Source organism: Mycobacterium sp. NGS33 (genome assembly GCF_059812885.1).
The window spans coordinates 818,219-840,200 of the sequence record NZ_JCALDN010000001.1 but is presented as its reverse complement, the minus strand read 5'-3'; the positions used below and the strand labels follow the sequence as shown (position 1 = coordinate 840,200).

The 21,982-nt window shown below is 68.2% G+C and carries 21 protein-coding genes; 7 read left to right on the top strand and 14 right to left on the bottom strand.

What is annotated here, in order from left to right; genetic code table 11:
- Positions 1-6: 6 nt before the first annotated feature.
- Positions 7-1,416 carry a WS/DGAT/MGAT family O-acyltransferase gene (locus AC5Y5B_RS03795; RefSeq protein WP_500003687.1) on the top strand — a complete coding sequence of 470 codons (1,410 nt, stop codon included), beginning with the start codon at positions 7-9 and terminating at the stop codon, positions 1,414-1,416.
- Between the two features lie 132 nt (positions 1,417-1,548).
- Positions 1,549-2,343: a crotonase/enoyl-CoA hydratase family protein gene (locus tag AC5Y5B_RS03790; RefSeq protein ID WP_500003682.1), complete on the top strand. Its 795-nt coding sequence runs from the start codon at positions 1,549-1,551 to the stop codon at positions 2,341-2,343.
- A 1-nt stretch (position 2,344) separates the two neighbouring features.
- Here AC5Y5B_RS03790 and AC5Y5B_RS03785 read toward each other — a convergent pair whose 3' ends face one another.
- Positions 2,345-2,680, bottom strand: coding sequence for a hypothetical protein (locus AC5Y5B_RS03785; RefSeq protein ID WP_205869081.1), 336 nt, complete (start codon positions 2,678-2,680; stop codon positions 2,345-2,347).
- Between the two features lie 232 nt (positions 2,681-2,912).
- On the opposite strand from AC5Y5B_RS03785, the gene AC5Y5B_RS03780 reads away from it, so the two are divergent.
- Both AC5Y5B_RS03780 and AC5Y5B_RS03775 read left to right on the top strand, forming a co-directional pair.
- Positions 2,913-4,439 (top strand): class I adenylate-forming enzyme family protein, encoded by a 1,527-nt coding sequence (locus tag AC5Y5B_RS03780; RefSeq protein WP_112632772.1) that lies wholly within the window; start codon positions 2,913-2,915, stop codon positions 4,437-4,439.
- Positions 4,440-4,459: 20 nt separating this feature from the next.
- Entirely contained in the window at positions 4,460-4,756 is a 297-nt protein-coding gene (locus tag AC5Y5B_RS03775) for a hypothetical protein (protein ID WP_500003679.1), read from the top strand.
- Positions 4,757-4,761: 5 nt separating this feature from the next.
- On the opposite strand, the gene AC5Y5B_RS03770 is transcribed toward AC5Y5B_RS03775, so the two are convergent.
- The 4 genes from AC5Y5B_RS03770 to AC5Y5B_RS03755 all read right to left on the bottom strand — a co-directional run bounded on the left by AC5Y5B_RS03770 (position 4,762) and on the right by AC5Y5B_RS03755 (position 8,182).
- Positions 4,762-5,349, bottom strand: a complete 588-nt coding sequence (locus AC5Y5B_RS03770) for a TetR/AcrR family transcriptional regulator (RefSeq protein ID WP_500003677.1) — start codon at positions 5,347-5,349, stop codon at positions 4,762-4,764.
- 89 nt (positions 5,350-5,438) lie between these two features.
- Positions 5,439-5,570, bottom strand: coding sequence for a hypothetical protein (locus AC5Y5B_RS03765; RefSeq protein WP_255361682.1), 132 nt, complete (start codon positions 5,568-5,570; stop codon positions 5,439-5,441).
- Positions 5,571-5,903: 333 nt separating this feature from the next.
- Entirely contained in the window at positions 5,904-7,370 is a 1,467-nt protein-coding gene (locus AC5Y5B_RS03760; protein WP_500003675.1) for an aldehyde dehydrogenase, read from the bottom strand.
- 41 nt (positions 7,371-7,411) lie between these two features.
- A complete protein-coding gene (locus AC5Y5B_RS03755; RefSeq protein WP_500003673.1) occupies positions 7,412-8,182 on the bottom strand; it encodes a class I SAM-dependent methyltransferase in 771 nt (256 codons plus the stop codon).
- A 77-nt stretch (positions 8,183-8,259) separates the two neighbouring features.
- Here AC5Y5B_RS03755 and AC5Y5B_RS03750 point away from each other — a divergent pair, with 77 nt between their 5' ends.
- Entirely contained in the window at positions 8,260-9,426 is a 1,167-nt protein-coding gene (locus tag AC5Y5B_RS03750; protein ID WP_112632768.1) for a glycosyltransferase family 4 protein, read from the top strand.
- Here the strand turns inward: AC5Y5B_RS03750 and AC5Y5B_RS03745 are convergent.
- Together AC5Y5B_RS03745 and pgfA are read right to left on the bottom strand one after the other, a co-directional pair.
- A complete protein-coding gene (locus AC5Y5B_RS03745; RefSeq protein ID WP_500003669.1) occupies positions 9,406-11,127 on the bottom strand; it encodes an MmpA family trehalose lipid delivery protein in 1,722 nt (573 codons plus the stop codon). The genes AC5Y5B_RS03750 and AC5Y5B_RS03745 overlap by 21 nt on opposite strands.
- 21 nt (positions 11,128-11,148) lie before the next feature.
- Complete coding sequence (gene pgfA / locus AC5Y5B_RS03740; protein WP_165821787.1) at positions 11,149-12,420, bottom strand: cell envelope lipid trafficking protein PgfA; 1,272 nt, start codon at positions 12,418-12,420, stop codon at positions 11,149-11,151.
- 179 nt (positions 12,421-12,599) lie between these two features.
- Between pgfA and AC5Y5B_RS03735 the strand changes: the two genes are divergently transcribed.
- Positions 12,600-13,775, top strand: a complete 1,176-nt coding sequence (locus AC5Y5B_RS03735) for an acyltransferase family protein (protein WP_500003665.1) — start codon at positions 12,600-12,602, stop codon at positions 13,773-13,775.
- Between the two features lie 5 nt (positions 13,776-13,780).
- Here the strand turns inward: AC5Y5B_RS03735 and AC5Y5B_RS03730 are convergent, their stop codons facing one another.
- The 6 genes from AC5Y5B_RS03730 to AC5Y5B_RS03705 form a co-directional block, all read right to left on the bottom strand.
- Positions 13,781-14,188, bottom strand: a complete 408-nt coding sequence (locus AC5Y5B_RS03730; protein ID WP_133259232.1) for a hypothetical protein — start codon at positions 14,186-14,188, stop codon at positions 13,781-13,783.
- Between the two features lie 188 nt (positions 14,189-14,376).
- The gene (locus tag AC5Y5B_RS03725; RefSeq protein ID WP_500003663.1) at positions 14,377-15,501 is read right to left on the bottom strand and encodes a hypothetical protein; all 1,125 of its coding nucleotides are present in this window, start codon (positions 15,499-15,501) and stop codon (positions 14,377-14,379) included.
- A gap of 2 nt (positions 15,502-15,503) precedes the next feature.
- Positions 15,504-15,803, bottom strand: coding sequence for a hypothetical protein (locus AC5Y5B_RS03720; RefSeq protein ID WP_500003661.1), 300 nt, complete (start codon positions 15,801-15,803; stop codon positions 15,504-15,506).
- 214 nt (positions 15,804-16,017) lie between these two features.
- Positions 16,018-16,494, bottom strand: coding sequence for a type III secretion system chaperone family protein (locus AC5Y5B_RS03715; protein WP_500003659.1), 477 nt, complete (start codon positions 16,492-16,494; stop codon positions 16,018-16,020).
- A 48-nt stretch (positions 16,495-16,542) separates the two neighbouring features.
- A complete protein-coding gene (locus AC5Y5B_RS03710) occupies positions 16,543-18,015 on the bottom strand; it encodes an AMP-binding protein (RefSeq protein ID WP_500003656.1) in 1,473 nt (490 codons plus the stop codon).
- Entirely contained in the window at positions 18,008-18,988 is a 981-nt protein-coding gene (locus tag AC5Y5B_RS03705) for a phosphotriesterase family protein (RefSeq protein ID WP_500003652.1), read from the bottom strand. Before AC5Y5B_RS03705 ends, AC5Y5B_RS03710 begins: the two co-directional genes overlap by 8 nt.
- Positions 18,989-19,112: 124 nt before the next feature.
- Here AC5Y5B_RS03705 and AC5Y5B_RS03700 point away from each other — a divergent pair, with 124 nt between their 5' ends.
- Positions 19,113-20,810: an acyl-CoA dehydrogenase family protein gene (locus tag AC5Y5B_RS03700; RefSeq protein WP_500003650.1), complete on the top strand. Its 1,698-nt coding sequence runs from the start codon at positions 19,113-19,115 to the stop codon at positions 20,808-20,810.
- Positions 20,811-20,934: 124 nt separating this feature from the next.
- Here the strand turns inward: AC5Y5B_RS03700 and AC5Y5B_RS03695 are convergent, their stop codons facing one another.
- On the bottom strand, positions 20,935-21,882 hold the full coding sequence (locus tag AC5Y5B_RS03695) for a DUF5996 family protein (RefSeq protein ID WP_500003648.1): 948 nt from the start codon (positions 21,880-21,882) through the stop codon (positions 20,935-20,937).
- Between the last annotated feature and the right edge of the window lie 100 nt (positions 21,883-21,982).

Sequence of the window (21,982 nt, the reverse complement as noted above, 5' to 3'; positions counted from 1 at the left end):
GCAGGGGTGAAGAGGCTTAGCGGGTGGGACGCCGCACTGCTGTACAGCGAAGCGCCGAATGTCCACATGCACACCATCAAAGCCGCCGTCATCGAGCTCGACGCTGACCGCCGGTCACTGGACGTCGACACCTTCCGCGAGGTCATCGCCGGGCGGCTGCACAAACTAGACCCGTTCTGCTACCAGCTCGTCGAGGTGCCGCTGCACTTCCACCACCCGATGTGGCGGGAGAACTGCGAGCTCGACCTGAACTATCACATCCGCCCCTGGCGGGTCTCGCCCCCCGGAGGCCGGCGCGAACTCGACGAGGCCATCGGGCAAATCGCCAGCACGCCGCTCGACCGCAGTCGCCCGCTGTGGGAGATGTACTTCGTGGAAGGCTTGGCCAACAACCGGATTGCGGTCGTCGGCAAAATTCACCACGCCCTGGCCGACGGCGTCGCCTCGGCGAACCTGATGGCCCGCGGCATGGATTTGCAGCCGGGCCCGGAGGGCAAGCCGTACGCCTGTGACCCGCCCCCCACCACGCGGCAGCTGATGGCGTCGGCCTTCGCCGACCACATGCGCCATGTCGGACGGCTGCCGCACACCATCCGCTACACCGCCCAGGGTTTGGGCCGGGTGCGCCGCAGTTCGCGCAAGTTCTCCCCGGAGCTGACCCGGCCCTTCGAACCGCCACCGACCTTCATGAACCACAAGATCACCCCCGAACGCCGCTTCGCCACCGCCACCCTGGCGCTGGCCGACGTCAAGGAGACCGGCAAGCGGCTCGGGGCGACGATCAACGACATGGTGCTGGCCATGGCGACCGGGGCGCTGCGCACCCTGCTGCTGCGGTACGACGGCAAGGCCGAACCGCTGTTGGCGTCGGTGCCCATGAGTTTCGACTTCTCGCCCGAACGGATCTCGGGCAATCGCTTCACCGGCGTGCTGGTGGGCCTGCCGACGGACTCCGACGACCCGCTGGAGCGGGTGCGGTGCAGCCACGAGAACGCCATCGCCGCCAAGGAAAGCAACCAGCTGATGGGCCCGGAGCTGGTCAGCCGGTGGGCCGCCTACATGCCGCCCCGGCCCACCCAGGCCTTCTTCCGGTGGGCGTCCGGTCGCGACGGGCACAACAAGATCCTCAACCTGAACATCTCCAACGTTCCGGGCCCGCGCGAGCGCGGCCGGGTGGGCGGGGCGCTGGTCACCGAGATCTACTCGGTGGGCCCGTTGACCGCGGGCAGCGGCCTGAACATCACCGTGTGGAGCTACGTCGATCAGCTCAACATCTCGGTGCTCACCGACGGGTCCACCCTGGAGGACCCGCACGAGGTCTCCGACGCCATGGTCGCTGACTTCATCGAAATACGCAGGGCCGCAGGACTTTCCGAAAAGTTGACGGTCGTCGAGGCCGCGATGGCCCCGGCGTGATCGGGCCGGATCGCTAGCTGATCACCGTCGGCGGTAAGCCGGATCTCGCCGGGACGTTAACGCCATTTCCGGCGCCCGTTACCATCGGTCCGACAGGAGCTATCTGGAAGCCACCCATTCCCTGAAGGAGCTGTGCGGCACGTGAGCACTGGGAACGACGACGCCAACGAACCCGAAGTCCTGGTCGAACAACGGGATCGAATCCTCATCATCACGATCAACCGGCCCAAGGCCAAGAACGCGGTCAATGCCGCGGTGGCCAATGGCCTGGCCGCCGCCGTGGACCGGCTCGACAACGAGACCGGCCTCTCGGTGGGCATCCTCACCGGCGCGGGGGGCTCGTTCTGCGCGGGCATGGACCTCAAGGCCTTCGCCCGCGGCGAGCTGCCCATCGTGGAGGGCCGCGGCATGGGCTTCACCGAGCGTCCGCCGGTCAAACCGCTGATCGCGGCGGTCGAGGGCTACGCGCTGGCCGGCGGCACCGAACTGGCGCTGGCCACCGACCTGATCGTGGCGTCCAAGGATTCGGCGTTCGGCATCCCGGAGGTCAAGCGCGGGCTGGTCGCCGGCGGCGGCGGGCTGCTGCGGCTGCCGCAGCGCATCCCGTCGGCCATCGCCATGGAGCTGGCCCTGACCGGTGAGAACCTGAGCGCGGAGCGCGCGCATGCGCTGGGCATGGTCAACGTGCTGGCCGAGCCCGGCACGGCGCTCGACGCCGCGATAGCGCTGGCCGAAAAGATCGCGGCGAACGGGCCGCTGGCGGTGGCCGCCACCAAGCGGATCATCGTCGAGTCCCGCGGCTGGAGCCCCGAGGAGATGTTCGCCGAGCAGAACAAGCTGCTGGGCCCGGTGTTCTCGTCGAACGACGCCAAGGAGGGCGCGATCGCCTTCGCCGAGAAGCGCCCGCCCAAGTGGACGGGCACCTGAGTTAGGCAGCTCGATCCCCTTCGGCCGCAAGGCTTTCTGAGTCCGCGCTGTCCTCGGCGGTGACCGGGCCGGCCACCGCCGCTGCGGCATCGGTGGTCGGCGGCGGAGCCAGCCCGGGTTCGGGGGTCAGCAGCATGGTCGTGCGGGCTTCCAGCACGTGGCCGATGAAGAAGTCGTAGATGACGATGCCGACGACGGCGCCGATCAGCGGGCCGACGATCGGGATCCACCAGCAGCCGGTGGTGCCGCCGTAGTCGCCGGGCAGCCCGGCGCGCAGTCGGGTCATCGTGGTGGTGTCCAGTCGGGTCTGTCCGTGGCGGAGGGTCGGCGATTCCACGTGGTTCCTTACCGGGTCGGCGGTCTACGGGCCGGGCACCGTGAAGCGGGTCCGGGCGGGCATCGGGGTGGGTTAACCCACCGCCAGCTGCGGGTAAACCTCGCCGGCACGCTCGGGCGATGCGGCGTGCTGACGGCGCTGGGCCGCAAGATAGTTGCGTGATCTAAACTACAGTCGAGCATGACACTTTTGGCCAGCTTTGTAACGTGTTGAGACCGGAGAAAGATCGAGGATGAGCATTTCGTTGCTGCTCGAGATGGCCGCGTCGGGCAACGCCGAGCGCACGGCCGTGGTGTCGGGGGACCTGCGGCTGACAACGCAACAGCTCAGCGATCTCGCCGACGGCGGCGCCGGGGTGATCGCCGCGTCGAACGCCAAGCACGTCGCGTACGTGGGCACCGGCGGCGCGATGCTGCCGGTGCTGATCTTCGCCGCGGCGCGCGCCGGCGTGCCCTTCACGCCGATCAACTACCGGCTCTCCGCCGACGGCATCCAGGCGCTGATCGGACGGCTGCCCGAGCCGTTGGTGATCGTCGACAGCCGCTACCGCGACGCCGTCGGCGAGGTGTCCGACCGCGCGATGGTGTCCGACGATTTCCTGGAGGCCGCGCGCGATCGCGGCCAGGCCGCGGAGGTTCCCGCGTTTCCCGACCCGGATTCCATCGCGATCGTGCTGTTCACCTCCGGCACCACCTCGCAGCCCAAGGCCGTCGAGCTCTCACACAACAACCTGACCAGTTACATCACCGGGACGGTGGAATTCGGGGCGGCGGAGGACACCGACGCCGCGCTGATCTGCGTGCCGCCGTATCACATCGCCGGGGTCAGCGCCGCGCTGTCGAATCTGTACGCCGGACGCAAGATGGTGTATCTGCCCAATTTCGATGCGCAGGAATGGGTTCGGTTGATCAACGCCGAGAACGTGACCACCGCGACGGTGGTGCCGACCATGCTGGACCGCATCATCAGCGTGCTGGACAACGGCGATGGAACGGCCATCGAGCTGCCGTCGCTGCGCAACCTGGCCTACGGCGGTTCCAAAGTGGGCCTGCCGCTGGTCCGCCGCGCGCTCGAGCTGCTGCCCAACGTGGGCTTCGTCAACGCCTACGGCCTGACCGAGACCAGCTCGACGATCGCGGTGCTCACCCCCGACGACCATCGCGCCGCGCAGGCGGCGTCGACCGCCGAGGCCGCCCGGCGGCTGGGGTCGGTCGGCCAGGCGGTGGCGGGCATCGAGCTGCAGATCCGCGACGAGGCCGGCAACGTGCTGCCGCCGGGGCAGACGGGCGAGCTGTTCGTGCGCGGCGAGCAGGTGTCGGGCCGCTACACGGGGATCGGCTCGGTGCTCGACGACAACGGCTGGTTCCCCACCAAGGACATCGCCATGCTCGACGACGAGGGCTACCTATTCATCGGCGGGCGCAGCGACGACACCATCATCCGCGGCGGCGAGAACATCGCGCCCGCCGAGCTGGAAGAGGTCCTGGTCGAGCACCCGCACGTGCGTGACGTCGCCGTGGTCGGCGTCGAGGACCCGCAGTGGGGCCAGGCGATCGTCGCGGTGGTGGTGCCGGCGGCGGGCGCCGACCCCGACCCCGAGGAATTGCGTGAATTCGTCCGCAAGAGTTTGCGCGGTTCGCGCACTCCCGACGAGGTAGTGTTTCGCGACGAGCTGCCCACCACCGCGACCGGCAAGGTCTTGCGGCGGGAGATCATCCAGACCCTCACCGGATTGCGCGCCGCACCGGCCCAGCAGTAAGCGATCAAGGACGGAAATCAATGATCAAGAACGGAACTCGTCTCGCCAGCCAGGTGTGCGACACCCAGGTGATCGTCGTCAGAAGCGCCGACAGCCTGGACGACTTGCGGTGTGGCGGTGCGCCGATGGTGCCGGTCGGGGGCGAGCGGTCGGGCGAATTGGACCCGGCGTTCGCCGACGGCACGGTCATGGGCAAGCGCTACGTCGGCGAGACCGGCGCCGAGGTGCTGGTGACCAAGCCGGGCGCGGGCAGCCTGAGCATCGGGCAGACCGCCCTGCAGCTCAAAGAGGTCAAGCCGCTACCCGCCAGCGACTGAGCGGGTCAGCGCGCGGCGTCCTGCTTGCCCGAAATCTTGTTGCGGGCAACGAATTCCTTTGCCTTGATCAGGAATTCGAGTTGCTCGCCGACCTGATGCAGCGGGCCCGCGTTGCGGGTGGAGCGGCAGAGCACGATCGCGCCCTCCAGCGCGGCGATGGACATCACCGCCAGGGAGGCGGCGTCGGCGTCGTCGAAGCCGTCGTTGACGAATGCGCGGGTGAGCGCGGTGCACCAGCGGCCCAGGATGGCGCCGGCCTCGGCGGAGAGCTTGGGACCGTCGTCGTCCGAACAGCCGATCGCCGCCGCCACGACCGGACAGCCGGCGGTGAAACCGCCGTCGGTGAGCAGCCGCTCCCAGAATCCGACGAACTCGGCCAGCAACACCCTGGCGCCCCGCCCGGCGGCGTCGTCGATCATGGCGGTGATGGAGTCACCCGAGTAGCGCAGCGCCTCGGTCAGAATCTGGTTGCGCCCGTCGGGAAAGTGGTAGTACACCGAACCGCGCGGGGCGCCGCTGCGGGCGAGCACCGCGTCGATGGTCACGCCGGCGGCTCCGCGCTCGCGCATCACTTCGGCGGCGCTGGCCAACATCTTCGTGCGGGTGCCCCCGCGTTTCGCCCGGCCCTGCCCCGGCGCGGCCTCATCGATCGTTGACGTGGGAGCACCTCCCGGAGCTGGGATCATGCAGCGTGCGAGTGCCGCAACGCGGGCCAGTGCATGTGGCGGGGGCTGAAGCGGAAGGTGCGGCGCCGCAAGTCTGGCATCTCGCGGGTGTATTGATAGCCGGCGACGTTGAGCTCGATGATCCACATGATGTTCTCCCGGCCTGTGATCGGCCCTAGATTATGCTATGAAACATATAAGACATCCGTAAACTAAGCAATTCCTCAGGCAAAGTGTGATCTACGTCGCACAAATTGCAGGCTGGCCGCATCCCGGCTTGCGGGCGCCGGCGCACAGCGACCTCAAAATTATGCTCTTTAGCATAATTTCGAGGCGTGCGGCTCGCTGAGCGGATGGTCGTCAGCCCCGCGCCGGCAGACCCGTCTCGGGGAGCGCCGAGGCTGAAACGCCGAACGTGCACCCACGGCGAAAAATCGACGGAAAATTCGCTCTGAGTGCACGCTCGGCGGTGAAAGCCAGGGTCACTCGATGGTGTGGCCCATCGGCATCAACACGCTCTTCTGCTGGGTGAAGTGCTCGACGCCCTCCGGCCCGTTCTCACGGCCGATGCCGGAGTTCTTGTAGCCGCCGAACGGGCAGCACGGGTCGAACGCGTACCAGTTGATGGCGTAGGTCCCGGTGCGGATCTTCTCCGAGACCTCGATGCCCCGCTGCACATCGGCGGTCCACACGCTGCCGGCCAGGCCGTAAACCGAGTCGTTGGCGATCTTGATCGCGTCCTCTTCGGTGTCATAAGGGATGATCGACAGGACCGGGCCGAAGATCTCTTCCTGGGCGATCGTCATCTTGTTGTCGACGTCGGCGAAAACCGTTGGCTGCACGAAGAATCCGCTGTCCAGACCCTCCGGGCGGCCGCCGCCGGTCACCAGCCTTGCGCCCTCCTCGATGCCCTTGGCGATGTAGCCCTCGACCCGGGCGCGCTGCTTCTCCGAGATCAGCGAGCCGATCTGGGCGGCCGGGTCCGACGGCAGGCCCACCGGCAGCGCCTGAACGAAAGCGCTTACGGCGTCCACGATTTCGTCATACCGCGACCGGGGGGCCAGGATGCGGGTCTGGGCCACGCAGGCCTGTCCGCTGTTCATGATCCCGGAGAACACCAGCATCGGGATCGACGCGGCCAGGTCGACGTCGTCGAGCACGATGGCCGCTGACTTTCCGCCCAGCTCCAGCGTGCACGGCTTGAGCATGTCCGCGGCGCGACGGCCGATCTCCTTGCCGACGGCCGAGCTGCCGGTGAAGGAGAAGAGGTCGACGTCCGGGTTCGACGTCAGCGCCTGCCCGGTCTCGATCCCGCCGGGCACCACCGACAGCACGCCCTCGGGCAGCCCGGCCTCGGCGAAGGCCTCCGCCAAAGCGTTTGCACTCAAAGGGGTTTCGGCGGCCGGCTTGAGCACCACCGTGCAGCCGGCCAGCAGCGCCGGGCCCAGCTTGTTGACGGCCAAAAACAGCGGCACGTTCCACGCGACGATCGCGCCCACGACGCCGATCGGCTCGCGGTGCACGATGCTCTGCCCGTAGCCGCCGGTGCGGACCTCTTTCCACTTGACCTGGTCGACGGCGGGGCCGGCGAAGAAGTTCAGGGCCCCGATCGAGCTCATCCAGTGCATCGTCTCGACGCTGGTCGGCGGCTGCCCTGTCTCGGCGGCCAGCAGCTGGGTGAACTGGTCCTTGCGCTCCTCCATCAGCTTGAGCGCGTTGGCGATCACGGCCGCGCGCTCCTTCGGCGAGGTGGTGGGCCAGGGGCCGTTGTCGAAGGCCGCGCGCGCCGCGGCGACCGCGGCGTCGACGTCGGCGGCCGCGGCCAGCGGCACCTTCCCGACGTACTCGCCGGTGGCCGGACAGTGCACCTCGATGACATCGGAGGTGGACGGTTCGGTCCACTTGCCGCCGATGAAAAGCTTGTCGTATTCGGTCTTGCTCTCGGTCATGGCGCCACCCTACCCAAGGCGACGCAAAACGAGAACACGTTTCACTCTTGGGGTTGCAGGACCAGCACCAGATTGCTGACCAGGAACTCGCGCAGTAGCGGCACCGAGGTCAGCCACCACGCCCATCGCGGGTGGTAGCGGGGAAATGCGGCCACGCCGGCCCCGGTATTGGCCGCCCAGGCCAGACCGTCGGCGGCGGACACCTCGAACAACGACGACCCGTAGTTGTTTTTGGGCGGGTGGCCGTGCTTGCGGGTGTATCGCGCGGCGGCCCGGGCGCCGCCTAGGTAGTGCGTCAGGCCCATCTCATGGCCACCGAACGGCCCCAGCCAGACCGTGTAGGACAGCACGGCCAGCCCGCCGGGCTTGGTGACCCGCAGCATCTCGGTGCCCAGCTGCCAGGGCCGCGGCACATGCTCGGCGACGTTGGAGGACAGGCAGATGTCCACGGAGTCGTCGGCGAAGGGCAGCGCCATCCCCGAGGCGCGCACGCATGGCGCCGCCGTGCGGACACCGGCGGGCCCGGCCGCGTGCATCTCGCGGGGGTCGGGTTCGACCCCGACATAGCGGACCCCGGCATCGGTGAAGGCCGCCGCGAAGTAGCCGGGGCCTCCGCCGACGTCGAGCAGCGTGCGCCCGGCCGGTGAACCGCCGTGGGTGCCGCGCCACAGGTCGCCCACCATCGCGGCGGTATCGGCGGCCAGGGCGCCGTAGAACCGGGCCGGATCCGACTGCTCGTAGCGAAACTCCGACAGCAGCCGCACCGAGCGGGCCAGCGTCGCCCGGCGCGCGAAGAGGTCGGTGGCGCCCACCGGGCACACCCTACGGAGGCGGCCGGAACCGTCGGCATGCCGCCGGCGCGTATCGCCGCCGGTTAGGCTGGCCATCGATGTCTTCCTTGCGCTCCGTGCTGCTGCTGTGCTGGCGCGATACCGGGCACCCGCAGGGCGGCGGCAGTGAGGCGTATTTACAGCGCATCGGCGCGCAGCTGGCCGCGTCCGGCATCGCCGTCACGCTGCGCACCGCCCGCTATCGCGGTGCGCCGCGCCGCGAGGTCGTCGACGGCGTGCGGATCGACCGTGCCGGCGGCCGCTATTCGGTGTACGTGTGGGCGTTGCTGGCGATGTTCTGGGCCCGGCTCGGGCTCGGCCCGCTGCGCAGGGTGCGGCCCGACGTGGTCGTCGACACCCAGAACGGCCTGCCCTTTCTGGCCCGGCTGATCTATGGCCGCCGGGTGGTGGTGTTGGTGCATCACTGCCACCGCGAGCAGTGGCCGGTGGCGGGCCCGGTGCTCGGCCGGCTCGGCTGGTTCGTCGAGTCGACGCTGTCGCCGCGGGTGAACCGGCACAACCAGTACGTGACGGTGTCGCTGCCGTCGGCGCGCGACCTGGTCGCCCTGGGCGTCGACGGCGCCCGGATCGCGGTGGTGCGCAACGGCGTCGACCGGGCGCCGGCGCAATCCCTGTCCGGCCCCCGCTCGGCGGCGCCGCGGGTGGTGGTGCTCTCGCGGCTGGTGCCGCACAAGCAGATCGAGGACGCCCTGGATGCGGTCGCGCGGCTGTTGCCGCGGATACCGGGTCTGCACCTGGACATCGTCGGCGACGGCTGGTGGCGCGGCAGGCTCGTCGAGCACGCGGCTCGGCTCGGCATCTGTTCGGCGGTGACGTTTCACGGTCACGTTGACGACCTCACCAAACACCATGTGCTGCAAGGGGCTTGGGTGCACCTGCTGCCCTCGCGCAAGGAGGGCTGGGGCCTGGCCGTCGTCGAGGCGGCCCAGCACGCGGTGCCGACCATCGGCTACCGATCCTCGGGCGGACTGTCGGACTCGATCGTCGACGAGGTGACCGGGATCCTGGTGGACAGCCACGCCGAGCTGGTGGATCGGCTCGAAGAACTGCTCGCCGATCCGGTCCTGCGCGATCAACTGGGCGCCAAGGCGCACACCCGCAGCGGCGAATTCTCCTGGACGCAAAGCGCCGACGCGATGTGCGGCGTGCTGGAAGCGGTGCAGGCCGGCCGCACGGTCAACGGGCTAGTCACCGGGCGGGGCTGAGCGGGCGCGGCGCCGCCACGCGCCGATCACCGCGCCGGCGCCGGCGCTGATCAACATCGCCAGCCACGCCAGGTGCGCGATCACCGTGGCGGTCCGCTGACCGGCGGCCACCGTGGCGGTCCGCCCGCCGATCCGGTAGAGCGCGATCTCGTGGTCGCGATAGACCGGTGCCATCGCCCCCAGGGTGCGTGCGGCCGCCCCCATGTCCCCGGCGCTGTCGGATTCGACCACCAGCCAGGCCACCCCGGCCGCGGCCAGCGCCGACGGGTCCGGGCCGGACAACAGGAGCTGCTGGACCGCGCGGGCGTGCGCGCCTTCGCCGGTGATGGTGGTCCCCGAGATCACCAAGTCGCCGGTGCTCAGCACGTCGGCGCGCACCCACCGGGGCAGCGGATCCAACACCGGCGCCGCGCCCGACCAGGAGAACAGCCGCATGGTGCCGGCCGGCAACACCGCCACTGCGCCCGGCTGGGCGTCGATCGCCGCAGCGACGGCGGCCCAGCCGCGCGGATAGCGCACGGGCGCCACCTTGCCGAACACCCCCCAGCCCAGGTCCGGCAGCGCCAGCAACAGCGCCAGACAGCAGACCAGCGCCGGGGCGCCGCCGCCGGGGAGTCGGAGCCAGCGGCGCAGCGTCACCACCGCGCCGGCCCCGGCCAGCGCGTAGCCGGGCATCGCCAGCGCCACCCACTTCTGCCCGTCGCGTAGCACCCCGAAGCCGGGCACGGCGTCGACCACCGTGCCCAGCAGCGCCACGCCCGGCCCGGTGGCCAGCGCCGCCGGGATCAGCACGGACACGGCCGCCAGCGCCAGCAGCGGCACCACCGCGGGGCGCCGGACGACCGTCGGCAACCCCGCGGCCACCACGCCCAACAGCACCACCGCCGAGAACACCGCGAAAAGCGTGGTGCGCGAACCGGGTACGGCGTCGCCGTTCCAGATTCCGCCGAGGCTGGCCAGGCTGCCCAGGGTGCCCAGCCCCGGCTCGGCGCGGGGGGCGAAGGCCTCGACCCCTAGCCGGTTGGCCGCCGTGTGCGCGGTCAACGACGAACCCATCGCCGACGCCGTCAGCCATGGGGCCGCCGCCACCAGGGCGGCGCCCAACGCAACCCCGGCGCACCACCCGCGCCCCCGGCCGGGACCGGGCGCCGCCAGGCAGGCCAGCGCCACCGTCGCGGTGAGCAGCAGGCCCGTCGGGGTCAGCCCGGCAAGCGCGATCCAGAAGGCCAGTGCGAAGAACCCGAACCGGCTTGAGTTCGGTGCCGTCCGCAGCGTCAGCATCGCCGCGGCTACCCAGGGCAGGCAGCCGTAGCCGACCAGCAGGCTCCAATGCCCCTGCAGAAGCCGTTCCGCGACATAGGGATTCCAGATCGCCACGGTGGTGGCGACGAACTGGCCGGGCGCGCCCGCGCAGGGCAGCGCGACCGCAACGAGCCGGGCCGCGCCCCATCCCGCCAGCCACAGCCCCGCCACCAGCAGCGCCTTGACCACGACGCCGCCGTCGATCAGTTGGGAGGCCAGCGCGACCGCGAAATCCTGCGGGGTGGCGCGTGGCGCCGACGTGAGCCCCAGCGCGGTGTCGGACAGGTAGGACCGCGGCGTCGACACCGCGTCACGCAGCAGCAGGTATCCGGGCGTCAGGAGCGGCCCGACCACCAGCAGCGCCAAGACCAGTGCGTACCCGGGTCGGGTCCAGCGCACGGTTAACGCATCCGGGCCGGGCTATTCCCGGTCGTGCGTGCCGGGCGGCTTCGCCTCGGTGGGCCCCGCCTCGGTGGGCTCCTCCGGGCCGGGCGTGCCGGGCTCCTGACGCGCCTCGGGCCGCTGGGTGGGCAGCTTCTCGGTTTCGGCTTCGGCGCCGGGCACCGGTTCCTCGAGGCCGCTGCGGCCGAAGAAGTCCTGGTCGCCGCGGTCCAGGCCGGGGTCGGTCAGCGCGCTCTCGCTGCGCAGGCTGAACGATGCGAGCAGCCCGCCGCCGATCAGCGCGATCAGGCCGACCGCGGTGAAGGTGATGGGCAGCACCCGCGACCACAGCGCCAGCCGGTCGCGCTCATCGCGGGCGGCGTTCACCTGGGATTCGATGGTGTCCTCGTTCGAGGTGACCTTGTAGTCGGCCAGCGTGAGCTCCGGCTTGAGCGGATCGCGGGCGAAGTAGTGATCGGCGTGCTCGGTCTGCTTGACGATGGTGCCCGACACGGGATCCACCCAGAAGGTGCGTTGCGCCGCGTAGTAGCGGGTCATGGTGATCTGTTCGTTCGGGTCACCGCCCTGCACGCCCCACATCGACGCCGACGTGGTCTGCTTGGCGTCCTCGTTGCCCGCCAACAGCGACGGGTAGGCCACCGGGGCCACCAGCTTGCCGTCGGCGTTGTAGCCCACGTTCTGGGTGAACTTGTACGTGGTCAGGCCGTTGACGTCTTCCTGGGTGTCGTAGTTGACGTCGAACGCCTTCTGCGCGATCGGATCGAAGTAGGGGTAGGTCTTCTTCTCGGTGTGGAACGGGAACCGGTAGGACAGCCCCTCGTGCCGCAGCGGCATCGCGGTGGGCGGGTTTTCGTCATTGACGGCACGCGGCTTCTGGACCGAACCGCCGGCATGGGTGTCGTCGGAGACGGCCAGCGCGGTCTTGCGGTTGAGCGTGACGGTGTCGACGATCGCCAGCAGCAACCCGCTGTCCTTCTGCTTGTCCGTGCGGCGCAACGAACTTCCGACTTGCAGCGTGACCACGTCGGAGTTGGCGGGCGACTCCACGCTGATCTGCTGCTGGGAGACCAGCGGCACGTTCTGGTTGACGACGACGTGGTCGGTCGACAACGACCCGGAGTCCAGCGCGGTCCCCGTGCCGTCACCGATCAGCGTCGCGTCGATGTTCAGGGGGACCTTGGTGATCCTGCTGGTGGTGTACGTCGTCAACAGCAGCGCGGCGATCAGCAGGGCAGCTCCGAGTCCGATGATCCCGCATGCGGCGAACCGCAACATGACTGCTCGGTTCACGTCGCTGTGCCCTCCTCATTTTCGTGCTTCATCAGCCGCGACCCGCCCCGAGCAGGCAGCCCGGGGCAAACTCGTTCGACCCTAACAGCAGAAAGTAAGGCAGCGACTTACGAACCTGTTGCTCGCGCGGACGGGCCCCCGGTGTGCCCATTCGCCCGGCCGCGCGGCACAGGCAAACTGTGGTGGTGAGCGACGACCAGCGGGTGGGTGGGGTGCGCAGCTTCCTGCCGGCCGTGGAAGGCATGCGCGCGTGCGCGGCCATGGGCGTGGTGGTCACGCACGTCGCGTTCCAGACCGGGCATTCCAGCGGCGCGACGGGCAGGCTGTTCGGCCGCTTCGACCTGGCCGTGGCGGTGTTCTTCGCGCTGTCGGGTTTTCTGTTGTGGCGCGGGCATGCCGCGGCCGCACGAGGTTTGGGGCCGCGCCCGGCCACCGGCCACTACCTGCGGTCGCGGGTGGTCCGCATCATGCCGGCCTATGTGGTCGCGGTGATCGTGATCCTGACGCTGTTGCCCGACGCCGACCACGCCAGCCTGACGGTCTGGCTGGCCAACCTGACGCTCACCCAGATTTACGTGCCGCTAACGCTGACCGGCGGGCTGACCCAGATGTGGAGCCTGTCCGTCGAGGTCAGCTTCTACCTGGCGCTGCCGATCCTCGCGCTGCTGGCCCGCCGCCTACCGATGCGGGGCCGGGTCCCGGCGATCGCCGCAGTGGGGGCGCTCAGCTGGGCGTGGGGATGGCTCTTCGGGGCCGACTCCGGCTCCGGCAGCAATCCGCTCAACTGGCCGCCGGCGTTCTTCTCCTGGTTCGCCGCCGGCATGCTGCTGGCCGAGTGGGTGCACAGCGGTGTCGGGTTGCCACACCGCGTCGCGCGCCGGCGGTTGGTAATGGCCGCCGTCGCGGTGGGCGCCTACCTGGTCGCGGCGTCCCCGCTGGCGGGCCCCGAAGGCTTGGTGCCGGGCACGCCGGCCCAGTTCGCGGTGAAGACCGCCATGGGTTCGCTGGTGGCCTTCGCGCTCGTCGCCCCGCTGGTGCTGGACCGCGTCGACACCCCGCACCGCATCCTGGGGACCACCGCCATGGTGACCCTGGGGCGATGGTCCTACGGGCTGTTCGTCTGGCACCTGGCGGCGCTGGCCATGGTGTTCCCGGTGCTCGGGACGTTCCCCTTCACCGGCCGCATGCCCACGGTGCTGGTGCTGACGCTGCTCTTCGGCTTCGCGATCGCCGCGGTCAGCTATGCGCTGGTCGAGTCGCCGTGTCGAGAAGCGTTGCGCCGCTGGGAGAAACGCGAGAGGCCGGGCGAGTCGGCTCGGGGTGTCGACGCCGAGGCGGACGCGATCGCGCCCTAGGAGTTTCAGCTCGGGCGCGGGTATACGGCTTCGGGAGGTAAGAGGTTCAGGGGGTACTCGTTCATCGACAGTACGAGCAAGTCGGCGGGCTTGGAGATGTCCACATAGTGGTGGCCCGAGCCGGGGTGATCATGCATTTCCGTCAGCAATTCGATGATCTCCGCGGCAACGGCCGCGTCCAACCGCCACACCACGGCGCCGTCGCGAAATTCAATCTCGGCAGCTTCCGGCTCGATGATGAACTGGTGAATCGTTGCCCCGTGGTCCAGCCGGGCTGAAGCCTGTTGTGCGGCCTCAGTCAGTGCCGCAAGGACAGTGTCGACGCCAGCGGTATCCATCGCCAGCAGCACCGCATCGTCGCCCATGTACAGCTTTTCGGCCAGTTCGGCATAAATCACGCTCATAAGCACCATGCTTTCTCATTGTCAAACAAATGTTAATGGCCGGAAGCTGTTGGCGGCTGCGCTAATTGCACCCCGGTCCTACCATCTTGTGTCTCGAACAGGTTCACCGCTGGGATCAAAGTGTTCGGCGTGAGGGCCGCAGCAGTGCATAGTGGTCGGGACCGATTGCGGGTGAGCCTATTTGCTTCAGAAGCAAATCAGTGGCTGCCGGCCGGGCCTTCTTCCCATTCTTCGATGTTGGTTTCGCCGAGCCAGTGTTTATGAGCATGTGGCGGCGGGATCACTTGCGGTCCAAAAGAAGGTCCGCCGCCGATTACCGGTTCCTCACCCAGCTTCGGCGCTGGCAGTTTAGGTGCAGGAGCTGGGGGTTGGGGGGCGGTGGGCGGGATACCGACCGTCCCCGAGCGCGGTGGGGCTGACGCTTCCTTGTGAGTTGGAAGACCGTTGATTCCGACGTTGTCCCACCTGCTGTTCGGCGCGTTGTGCGGGTTGTAGTCCCAGTGCGGGTAGTGATACCGATCTTGGCCAGGGTCGTACCGCCACTCGCCGCCGTTCTTGTCCCACAAGTGCTGTTCGCCCTTTGCTTGGGCGCTCGGCTTACTAGCCGGTCCGACGGTCACCGGTCCATCGACAGGCGGGCGAACACCTTCGGGCGGCAAGCCGGGGCCTACAGGCTTGCCTTGGGGGTATGGCGGCGGGGGTGGTTGCCATGGCTGCGGGGCTGGGTCGTCTTTGAAGGTGTGACTGTCGACGGTGTGGACGGGGTTGTCCTTCGGTGGACTGTCGAAGGCCGGACGTTGCGGGAAAGTGTCGCTGACACCGGCCACTGCGGCGGTAATTTTCCCGGCGACTTGTTGGTCTAGGGCGACCAATTGTGCGGCGCGCCGGCGGATCTCGCCGGCGAGGACTTGCGCTTGGGATTGGCGGGCGGCCCGCTGCGCGGTCGATCCGCCAACCATGCGATCTGTGACGGAAAGGTCTTCGCCGACTTTATATCCCGCCGATTGGGCATCCTGTATGGCGTAGCGGACTCGGGAGCGGGCGGCATATAAGTCAGAGGCGCCGTTGCGCGCCACGCGTGCAGCCGCCTGCAGCTGGTCGGCAGCTGAGCTGACGGTTTCCATGTCAGCGCGCGTCGCGACGCGCAGCGCCGTAGCGGCTTCGCCTCGCCAATCGACCGAAGCGGCGTCCCACCATACCTGGTGGGACAGCGCATAGCTGCGCTCGGCCACGGTCTCCCAGTGGGCGGCCGCCTCAGTAAGATGGTCGGTCGGCCAGGTCAACACCGCCGACAGGCCAGGAACCCCTGCGACCGTGGCCATCGCTACACGCTTATCACGGGCTGCACCACAGAGGCCAGCTGATTAGCCGATCGGTTCTCGTTGGCAAGATAACGGCGGTCTGCTTCAGAGACGTGCGTAGCGGTGGACCCTACCCGAGCGGCCAGTGCCGCGGTGAAGACTGTGACATCGGCGTGGGCGGCGTTGACTGCCGTCGCGCTGGGCTGCCATGACAATCCGAAAGTCGCCGGCGACACCATCGCGTTCAAATCGTCCGCAGAGACGGCCCAGCGGGCCGCCATCGCTTGCACGCCCGCGTTATTTACCCGCAACGTCTCCTGCACAAGCGAAAGTGTAGGCAATCGAGAGGGTCCGAGCCATTCACCCATCATCGTCTATGAACTGCCTAGCAGGCCTTCACCGCTGGCGGCACTCGCACTTAATTTGGCCGGCTTGCTACAGGCATGTCATGCGACCTTTAACCCGTACACGTCATTGTTGAGTGGGCCGGCTTCGCTTGGACCCAGGTGTCGACGCGGAAGCCGACGCGATCGCGCCCTAGCCGGTGCGGTCCATCCACTCTTCCAGCTCGTGCGCGGACGGTAGACAGATGGCCCGCTCGATCTTGGCGAACAGATCGCGCCCGTACTCGACGGCCGATTCGATGAGATTGCCCAGCGCCTCGAGATGGATGCCGTCGCTGAGCAGGTAGGCGTTCTCACCGACGACGCTGACGTGGCTGGGCTGAGCCGTCTCGCGCAGAAACACCTTGGGCCAGTAGGTGTCTCGGTTCCAATCGTTCATCAGTTCCATCAGGCGTGGGCGCTCGCCGGCCGGGTAGTAGGCGGACGGGCTGATCGAGATCTCCAGCAAGTCGCGCCGTAAACCGTTGACCCGCAGGTTGACGTGCAGCTTGCCGCGCTCGTAGCTGGACAGCAGCAGGAACTCCTCGCCGTCGTCGCTGCGGAAGAACCGCAGCTGGCGCGAGCGCAGATAACGTTCGATCAGCTCGGTACTCAACGGCTCGATCCGCATGTCCCCGACGATGGTGCGGCGTCCTTGGAGAATCCTTGGCGGCGTCGGTCAGCTGGCTTCCGCGGCCGCCAGACGCTCGATGATCTGTTCGCGGACCGCGGACCGGCGGGCCTTGCCGGCGTCGTCGCGTAGCGGGGTGTCGACGAACTCGACGGTGTGTGGCACCTTGTACCCGGCCACGTGGTCGCGCAGAAACGCTTGCACACCAACGGAATCCAGAGCGGAACCTTCTTGCGGGTGCACCAGCGCGTACGGCACCTGGCCCAGGTCGTCGTGGGGGACGCCGACGACCAGACAGGACAACACGTCCGGGTGCGCCGAGAGCGCGTTCTCGATCTCGGCGGGGTAGACGTTGCGGCCGCCGACGGTGAACATGTCGACCCGCCGGTCCGAGAGGTACAGGAAGCCGTCGGCGTCGAAATAGCCCAGATCACCCAGTGAGTCCCAGCCGTCGCGGCTTTTCGCCGTGGCGCCGACGTAGCGGTAGGTGGGCGCGCTGTCCGGGCCGGGCCGCATATAGATCTCGCCGACGACCCCGGGCGGGCAGGGATTGCCGTCGTCGTCGAGCACCTTCATCTCCCCGGCGACCACCACGCCGACCGAGCCGCGGTGCGCCAGCCATTGGTCCCCGGAGATGAAGGTCAGCGCCTGTAATTCGGTGCCGCCGTAGAGCTCCCAGACTTTCTCCGGGCCCAGCAGGTCGATCCACGCCTGCTTGATGGCGGGCGGGCAGGGCGCGCCCAGATGCCAGAACCGGCGGATCGACGACAGGTCGTAGGTATCCGGGTCGGCCTGGTAGACCGGCAGCGTCCGCTGCATGATCGTCGGCACCGTCGTCAGGAACGTCACGCGGTGGTCGGCGATCAGTCGCAGAAACCGCTCGGGGTCGAACCGGCTCATCAGCACCAGGTGATGGCGCATCAGCAGCGCGATCGTCGCGGTACTGAAACCGGTGTTGTGGCTCAACGGCACCGGCACCAGGGTGGTGTCGCCTTCCTGGGCGCCCAGCGGGTAGCCGATCGCCGATGGTATCCGGCTGTCGCCGCCGGATTCGATCAGTTTGGGCCGCCCGGTGCTGCCACCGGATCCCATCACCTTCCACACCGGCGACACCGCCTCGGGCAACGCCGCGTCGGACAACGTCGGATCGGGCTCGAAACCTGCTGGCACGCTTGCCATTCCAGGGTGGTCGCGCCCGACCAGCAGGGCGGGTGGCCGCAAGTCCAGCAGGGCCTGCAACTCCGCGTCGGGCAACCGGGCGGACAACGGCTGCGGCACCGCGCCCAGCTTCCAGCACGCCACCGCGGCCTGGATCCACTCGACCGAATTCGGCAGCACCATGGTCACGTAGTCACCGACACCCACACCGCGCTCGGCGTAGGCGCGGGCCAGCCGATTCGTCGAGCGGTCGAGCTGGGCGCGGGTGAGGGTGATGCCGTCGCAGGTGACCGCCGGCTCGTCGGGGGCGAGTTCGGCCAGTGCCGAAATCTGCGTGCCGATCGGCGGGATCGGCTCACTCATACGCGCCCTGCCGCTCGAAGATGCGGCGCGGGTTGTCGACCAGCATCGTATGCAGCTGCTCGTCGGTGACGCCGCGCTCCTTGAGCGCCGGGATGACGTCGTTGTGGATGTGCAGGTAGTGCCAGTTCGGCAGCATCTGCGATCCCAGCTCCTCCGGGATCGCATCGAAGTAACAGTTGGCGTCGTGCGAGAGCACCATCTTGTCGGCGTGTCCGCGCTCGCACATCTGCACCACCGTGTTCACCCGATCCTCGAAGGGCAGGAACGCGTCGATGCCGAAGCGGTCCATCCCGAGGTAGGAGCCGGCGGCGATGAGCTCCTCGAGGTAGCCGATGTCGGTGCTGTCGCCGGAGTGCCCGATGATCACCCGGCTCAGGTCGACGCCCTCTTCTTCGAAGATGCGCTGCTGCTCGAGCCCGCGCCGCAGCCCCGCGTGGGTGTGCGTCGAGATCGGCACACCGGTGCGCTTGTGCGCCTGGGCGACCGCGCGCAGCACCCGCTCGACGCCCGGTGTGACGCCGGGTTCGTCGGTCGCGCACTTGAGGATCCCGGCCTTGATGCCGGTGTCGGCGATGCCCTGCTCGATGTCGCGGACGAACATGTCGGTCATGATCTCGGGGCCGCCAGCCAGTGCGCCCGGACCGAGGTAGTGGAAGTACATCGGGACGTCGTTGTAGGTGTAAAGACCTGTCGCCACAACGATATTCAGCTCGGTCTCGGCCGCGACCCGGGCGATCCGGGGGATGTAACGGCCCAGGCCGATCACGGTGAGGTCGACGATGGTGTCCACGCCGCGGGCCTTCAGCTCGTTGAGCCTTTCGATCGCGTCGGCCACCCGCCGATCTTCGTCGCCCCACGCCTCGGGGTAGTTCTCCGCGATCTCGGTGGTCATGATGAACACGTGCTCATGCATGAGGGTGACGCCTAGCGCGGCGGTATCGATGGACCCGCGAGCGGTATTGAGTTCTGACACGCCACTGATGCTAGGTCGACTGACAGCCGACCAACAGAGCCGTTTTGTTCCAGCCACCCCGACGGCCGCCGTATTGCAGTACCGTCACCCTCGTCTTCGTCGAGAACCCACTGGGAGTCACGTCATGTTGCTCAATCCCAACCACCTGCAACGCCAGTACCCAGACCGCCGCTCGGGGGAGATCATGGCCGCCACGGTGGACTTCTTCGAATCCCGCGGCAAGGCGAGGCTGAAGGCCGACGACCACGAACGCGTGTGGTACTCGGACTTTTTGGAGCACGTCGGCCGCGAGCGCATCTTCGCCTCGCTGCTGACGCCGAAGCAGTACGGTGCCGACGATTGTCGCTGGGACACCTACCGGATCAGTGAGTTCGCCGAGATCGTCGGCTTCTACGGGCTCAACTACTGGTATCCGTTCCAGGTCACCGCCCTGGGCCTGGGCCCGATCTGGATGAGCGCCAACGAGGATGCCAAGCTCAAGGCCGCCGCGTTGCTCGAGGCCGGGGAGGTCTTCGCCTTCGGCCTGTCGGAGCAGACCCACGGCGCGGACGTCTACCAGACCGACATGATCCTGACGCCGAAAGGCGGGGGCTGGACCGCCGCCGGCGAGAAGTACTACATCGGCAACGCCAACGTGGCCCGGATGGTCTCCACCTTCGGCAAGTTCGACGGCACCGACGAGTATGTGTTCTTCGCCGCCGACTCGCAGCACGAGCGCTACGACCTGATCAAGAACGTGGTGAACTCCCAGAATTTCGTCGCCAACTATGCGCTGCGCGACTACCCGGTCACCGAGGCCGACATCCTGCATCGCGGCCCCGGGGCCTTCCACGCCGCGCTGAACACCGTCAACGTCTGCAAGTACAACCTCGGCTGGGGCGCGGTTGGTATGTGCACGCATGCCATGTACGAGGCGGTCACCCACGCCTCGAACCGCATCCTGTACGGGACGGTCGTCACCGACTTCACCCATGTGCGGCGGCTGCTCACCGACGCCTACGCGCGGCTGGTCGCGATGCGGCTGGTCGCCACCCGGGCCTGCGACTACATGCGCAGCGCGTCTGCCGAAGACCGTCGCTACCTGCTCTACAGCCCGCTCACCAAGGCGAAGATCACCAGCGAGGGCGAACGCGTCATCACCGCGCTGTGGGACGTCATCGCGGCCAAGGGCGTCGAGAAGGACACCATCTTCGAGGCTATGGCGCGCGAGATCGGCCTGCTGCCCCGGCTGGAGGGCACCGTCCACATCAACATCGGGCTGCTCGGCAAGTTCATGCCCAACTTCCTGTTCGCGCCCAACAGCGAGCTGCCGGTGATCGGCCGCCGCGACGATGCGGCCGACGACACCTTTCTGTTCAACCAGGGGCCGACTGGCGGGCTGGGCAAGGTGCGGTTCCACGACTGGCGCGCGCCGTTCGACGCCTTCGGACACTTGCCCAACGTGGCGCTGCTGCGATCGCAGATCGACGTGCTGGCCGAGATGCTGGCCAGTGCGACGCCGGATGCCGTGCAGCAGAAGGACATTGACTTCGCGTTCGCAGTCGGGCAGCTGTTCGCGACGGTGCCCTACGCGCAGCTCATCCTGGAGGAGGCCGCGCTCTCCGACATCGACGAGACGCTGACCGACGCGATCTTCGCGGTGCTGGTTCGCGACTTCAACGGCTATGCCGTCGAGCTCAACGACAAGCCGTCGACCACCGACGCGCAGGCCCGTTTCGCTACGCGGATGATCCGTCGTCCTGTGTACGACCCGTCGCGCTATGACCAGATCTGGAAAGAGCACGTGCTGCCGCTCAGCGGCGCGTACCGCATGCGGCCGTAGCTGCGCGTCGCCTCGCGGCACCGAACGTGAAGTTAGTTTCACGCCGGGCCGCCAACGTGAAGTTACTTTCACGCTCGACAACGAGCGCTGGTGGCACGTCTTCTGCGCCCTGCGCCCAAGCGCGTCATGCGCGAGTTTGATGCGCCTTCCAGCGATCGGGGTCGTCTTCGAGCGCGGCGCGGTCCCAGCCGGCATGCACCGCAGCCGCTTCGTAGGTGTCTTGTAAGAACCCCAGGAGCGTGCGGTCGGGGTCGGCCGCCTGCCGCACCGCCTCGTAGGGCAACAGGTACTCGCCGAGATCCGTGTCGTAGCCCGCCTCCTCGGGACCGACGGGGTGGTCGGCAAAGCCATCGGGTTCGGGATAGGCGTAGGCGTAGAAGGCGCCCTCGTCACCCCCACCGGGAAAGAATCCGCAGCTGCTCAGTTCTCGCGAGTAGCCCTCCACCATCACCCAGTCTCCGCAATTGGGTGCGCCCCCCGGGTGGCGGGGCGCACCGCGCCCGGAAAATCTGGTGCACGCGAGATCCATTGCCCCCCAGAAGAAATGGACGGGACTTACCTTACCCATGAACCGGGACCGAAACTGGCCGAGCACGCGGTTCGCCGCAATCAGCTGACGCCAGAACAGGTTTGCCGCATCGGGATCGTATGACGCATGCTCGACGTCTTCGGCGAACGGCACGGCCGGGTCTACCTCGTTGGGATGCGCTTGAATGCGCGTGGAGAAACCCAGCTCGTCGAGTGCCCGCATCGTCTCCGCGTAGAACTCGGCCACCGATTTCGGTTCCAGGCGCACACCGCGGGTCGCACCGGTGCTGCTGCGGATCATCAGCACGTGGTCGATGAAATCGAACTCCATGTCGAAGACCGCCTTCCCATACGGAATCGCAGATGTCGTCAAGCCACGCGGGGTCACATACGAGGTGACCTGCCACCAGTGGTTGACCAAGGGCGAATGGGCCAGCCGGACCTTTCCCACGATCTGTGCCCACATGTGCAGCGTCTGCCTCGTTGCGGCCCAGTCGTCGACCCGCAGGCTGGGCCAGGCCACTTTGTCCTGGTGCGTCGTCACGATCACTCCTCGGCTGTTGTTCGGCGGCGTCGCTACCACCGATAGTGCTCGCTTGCCGGATTTCTCGCTGGCGTGCGCGGCGGTCTGCCAATCGTCTGCA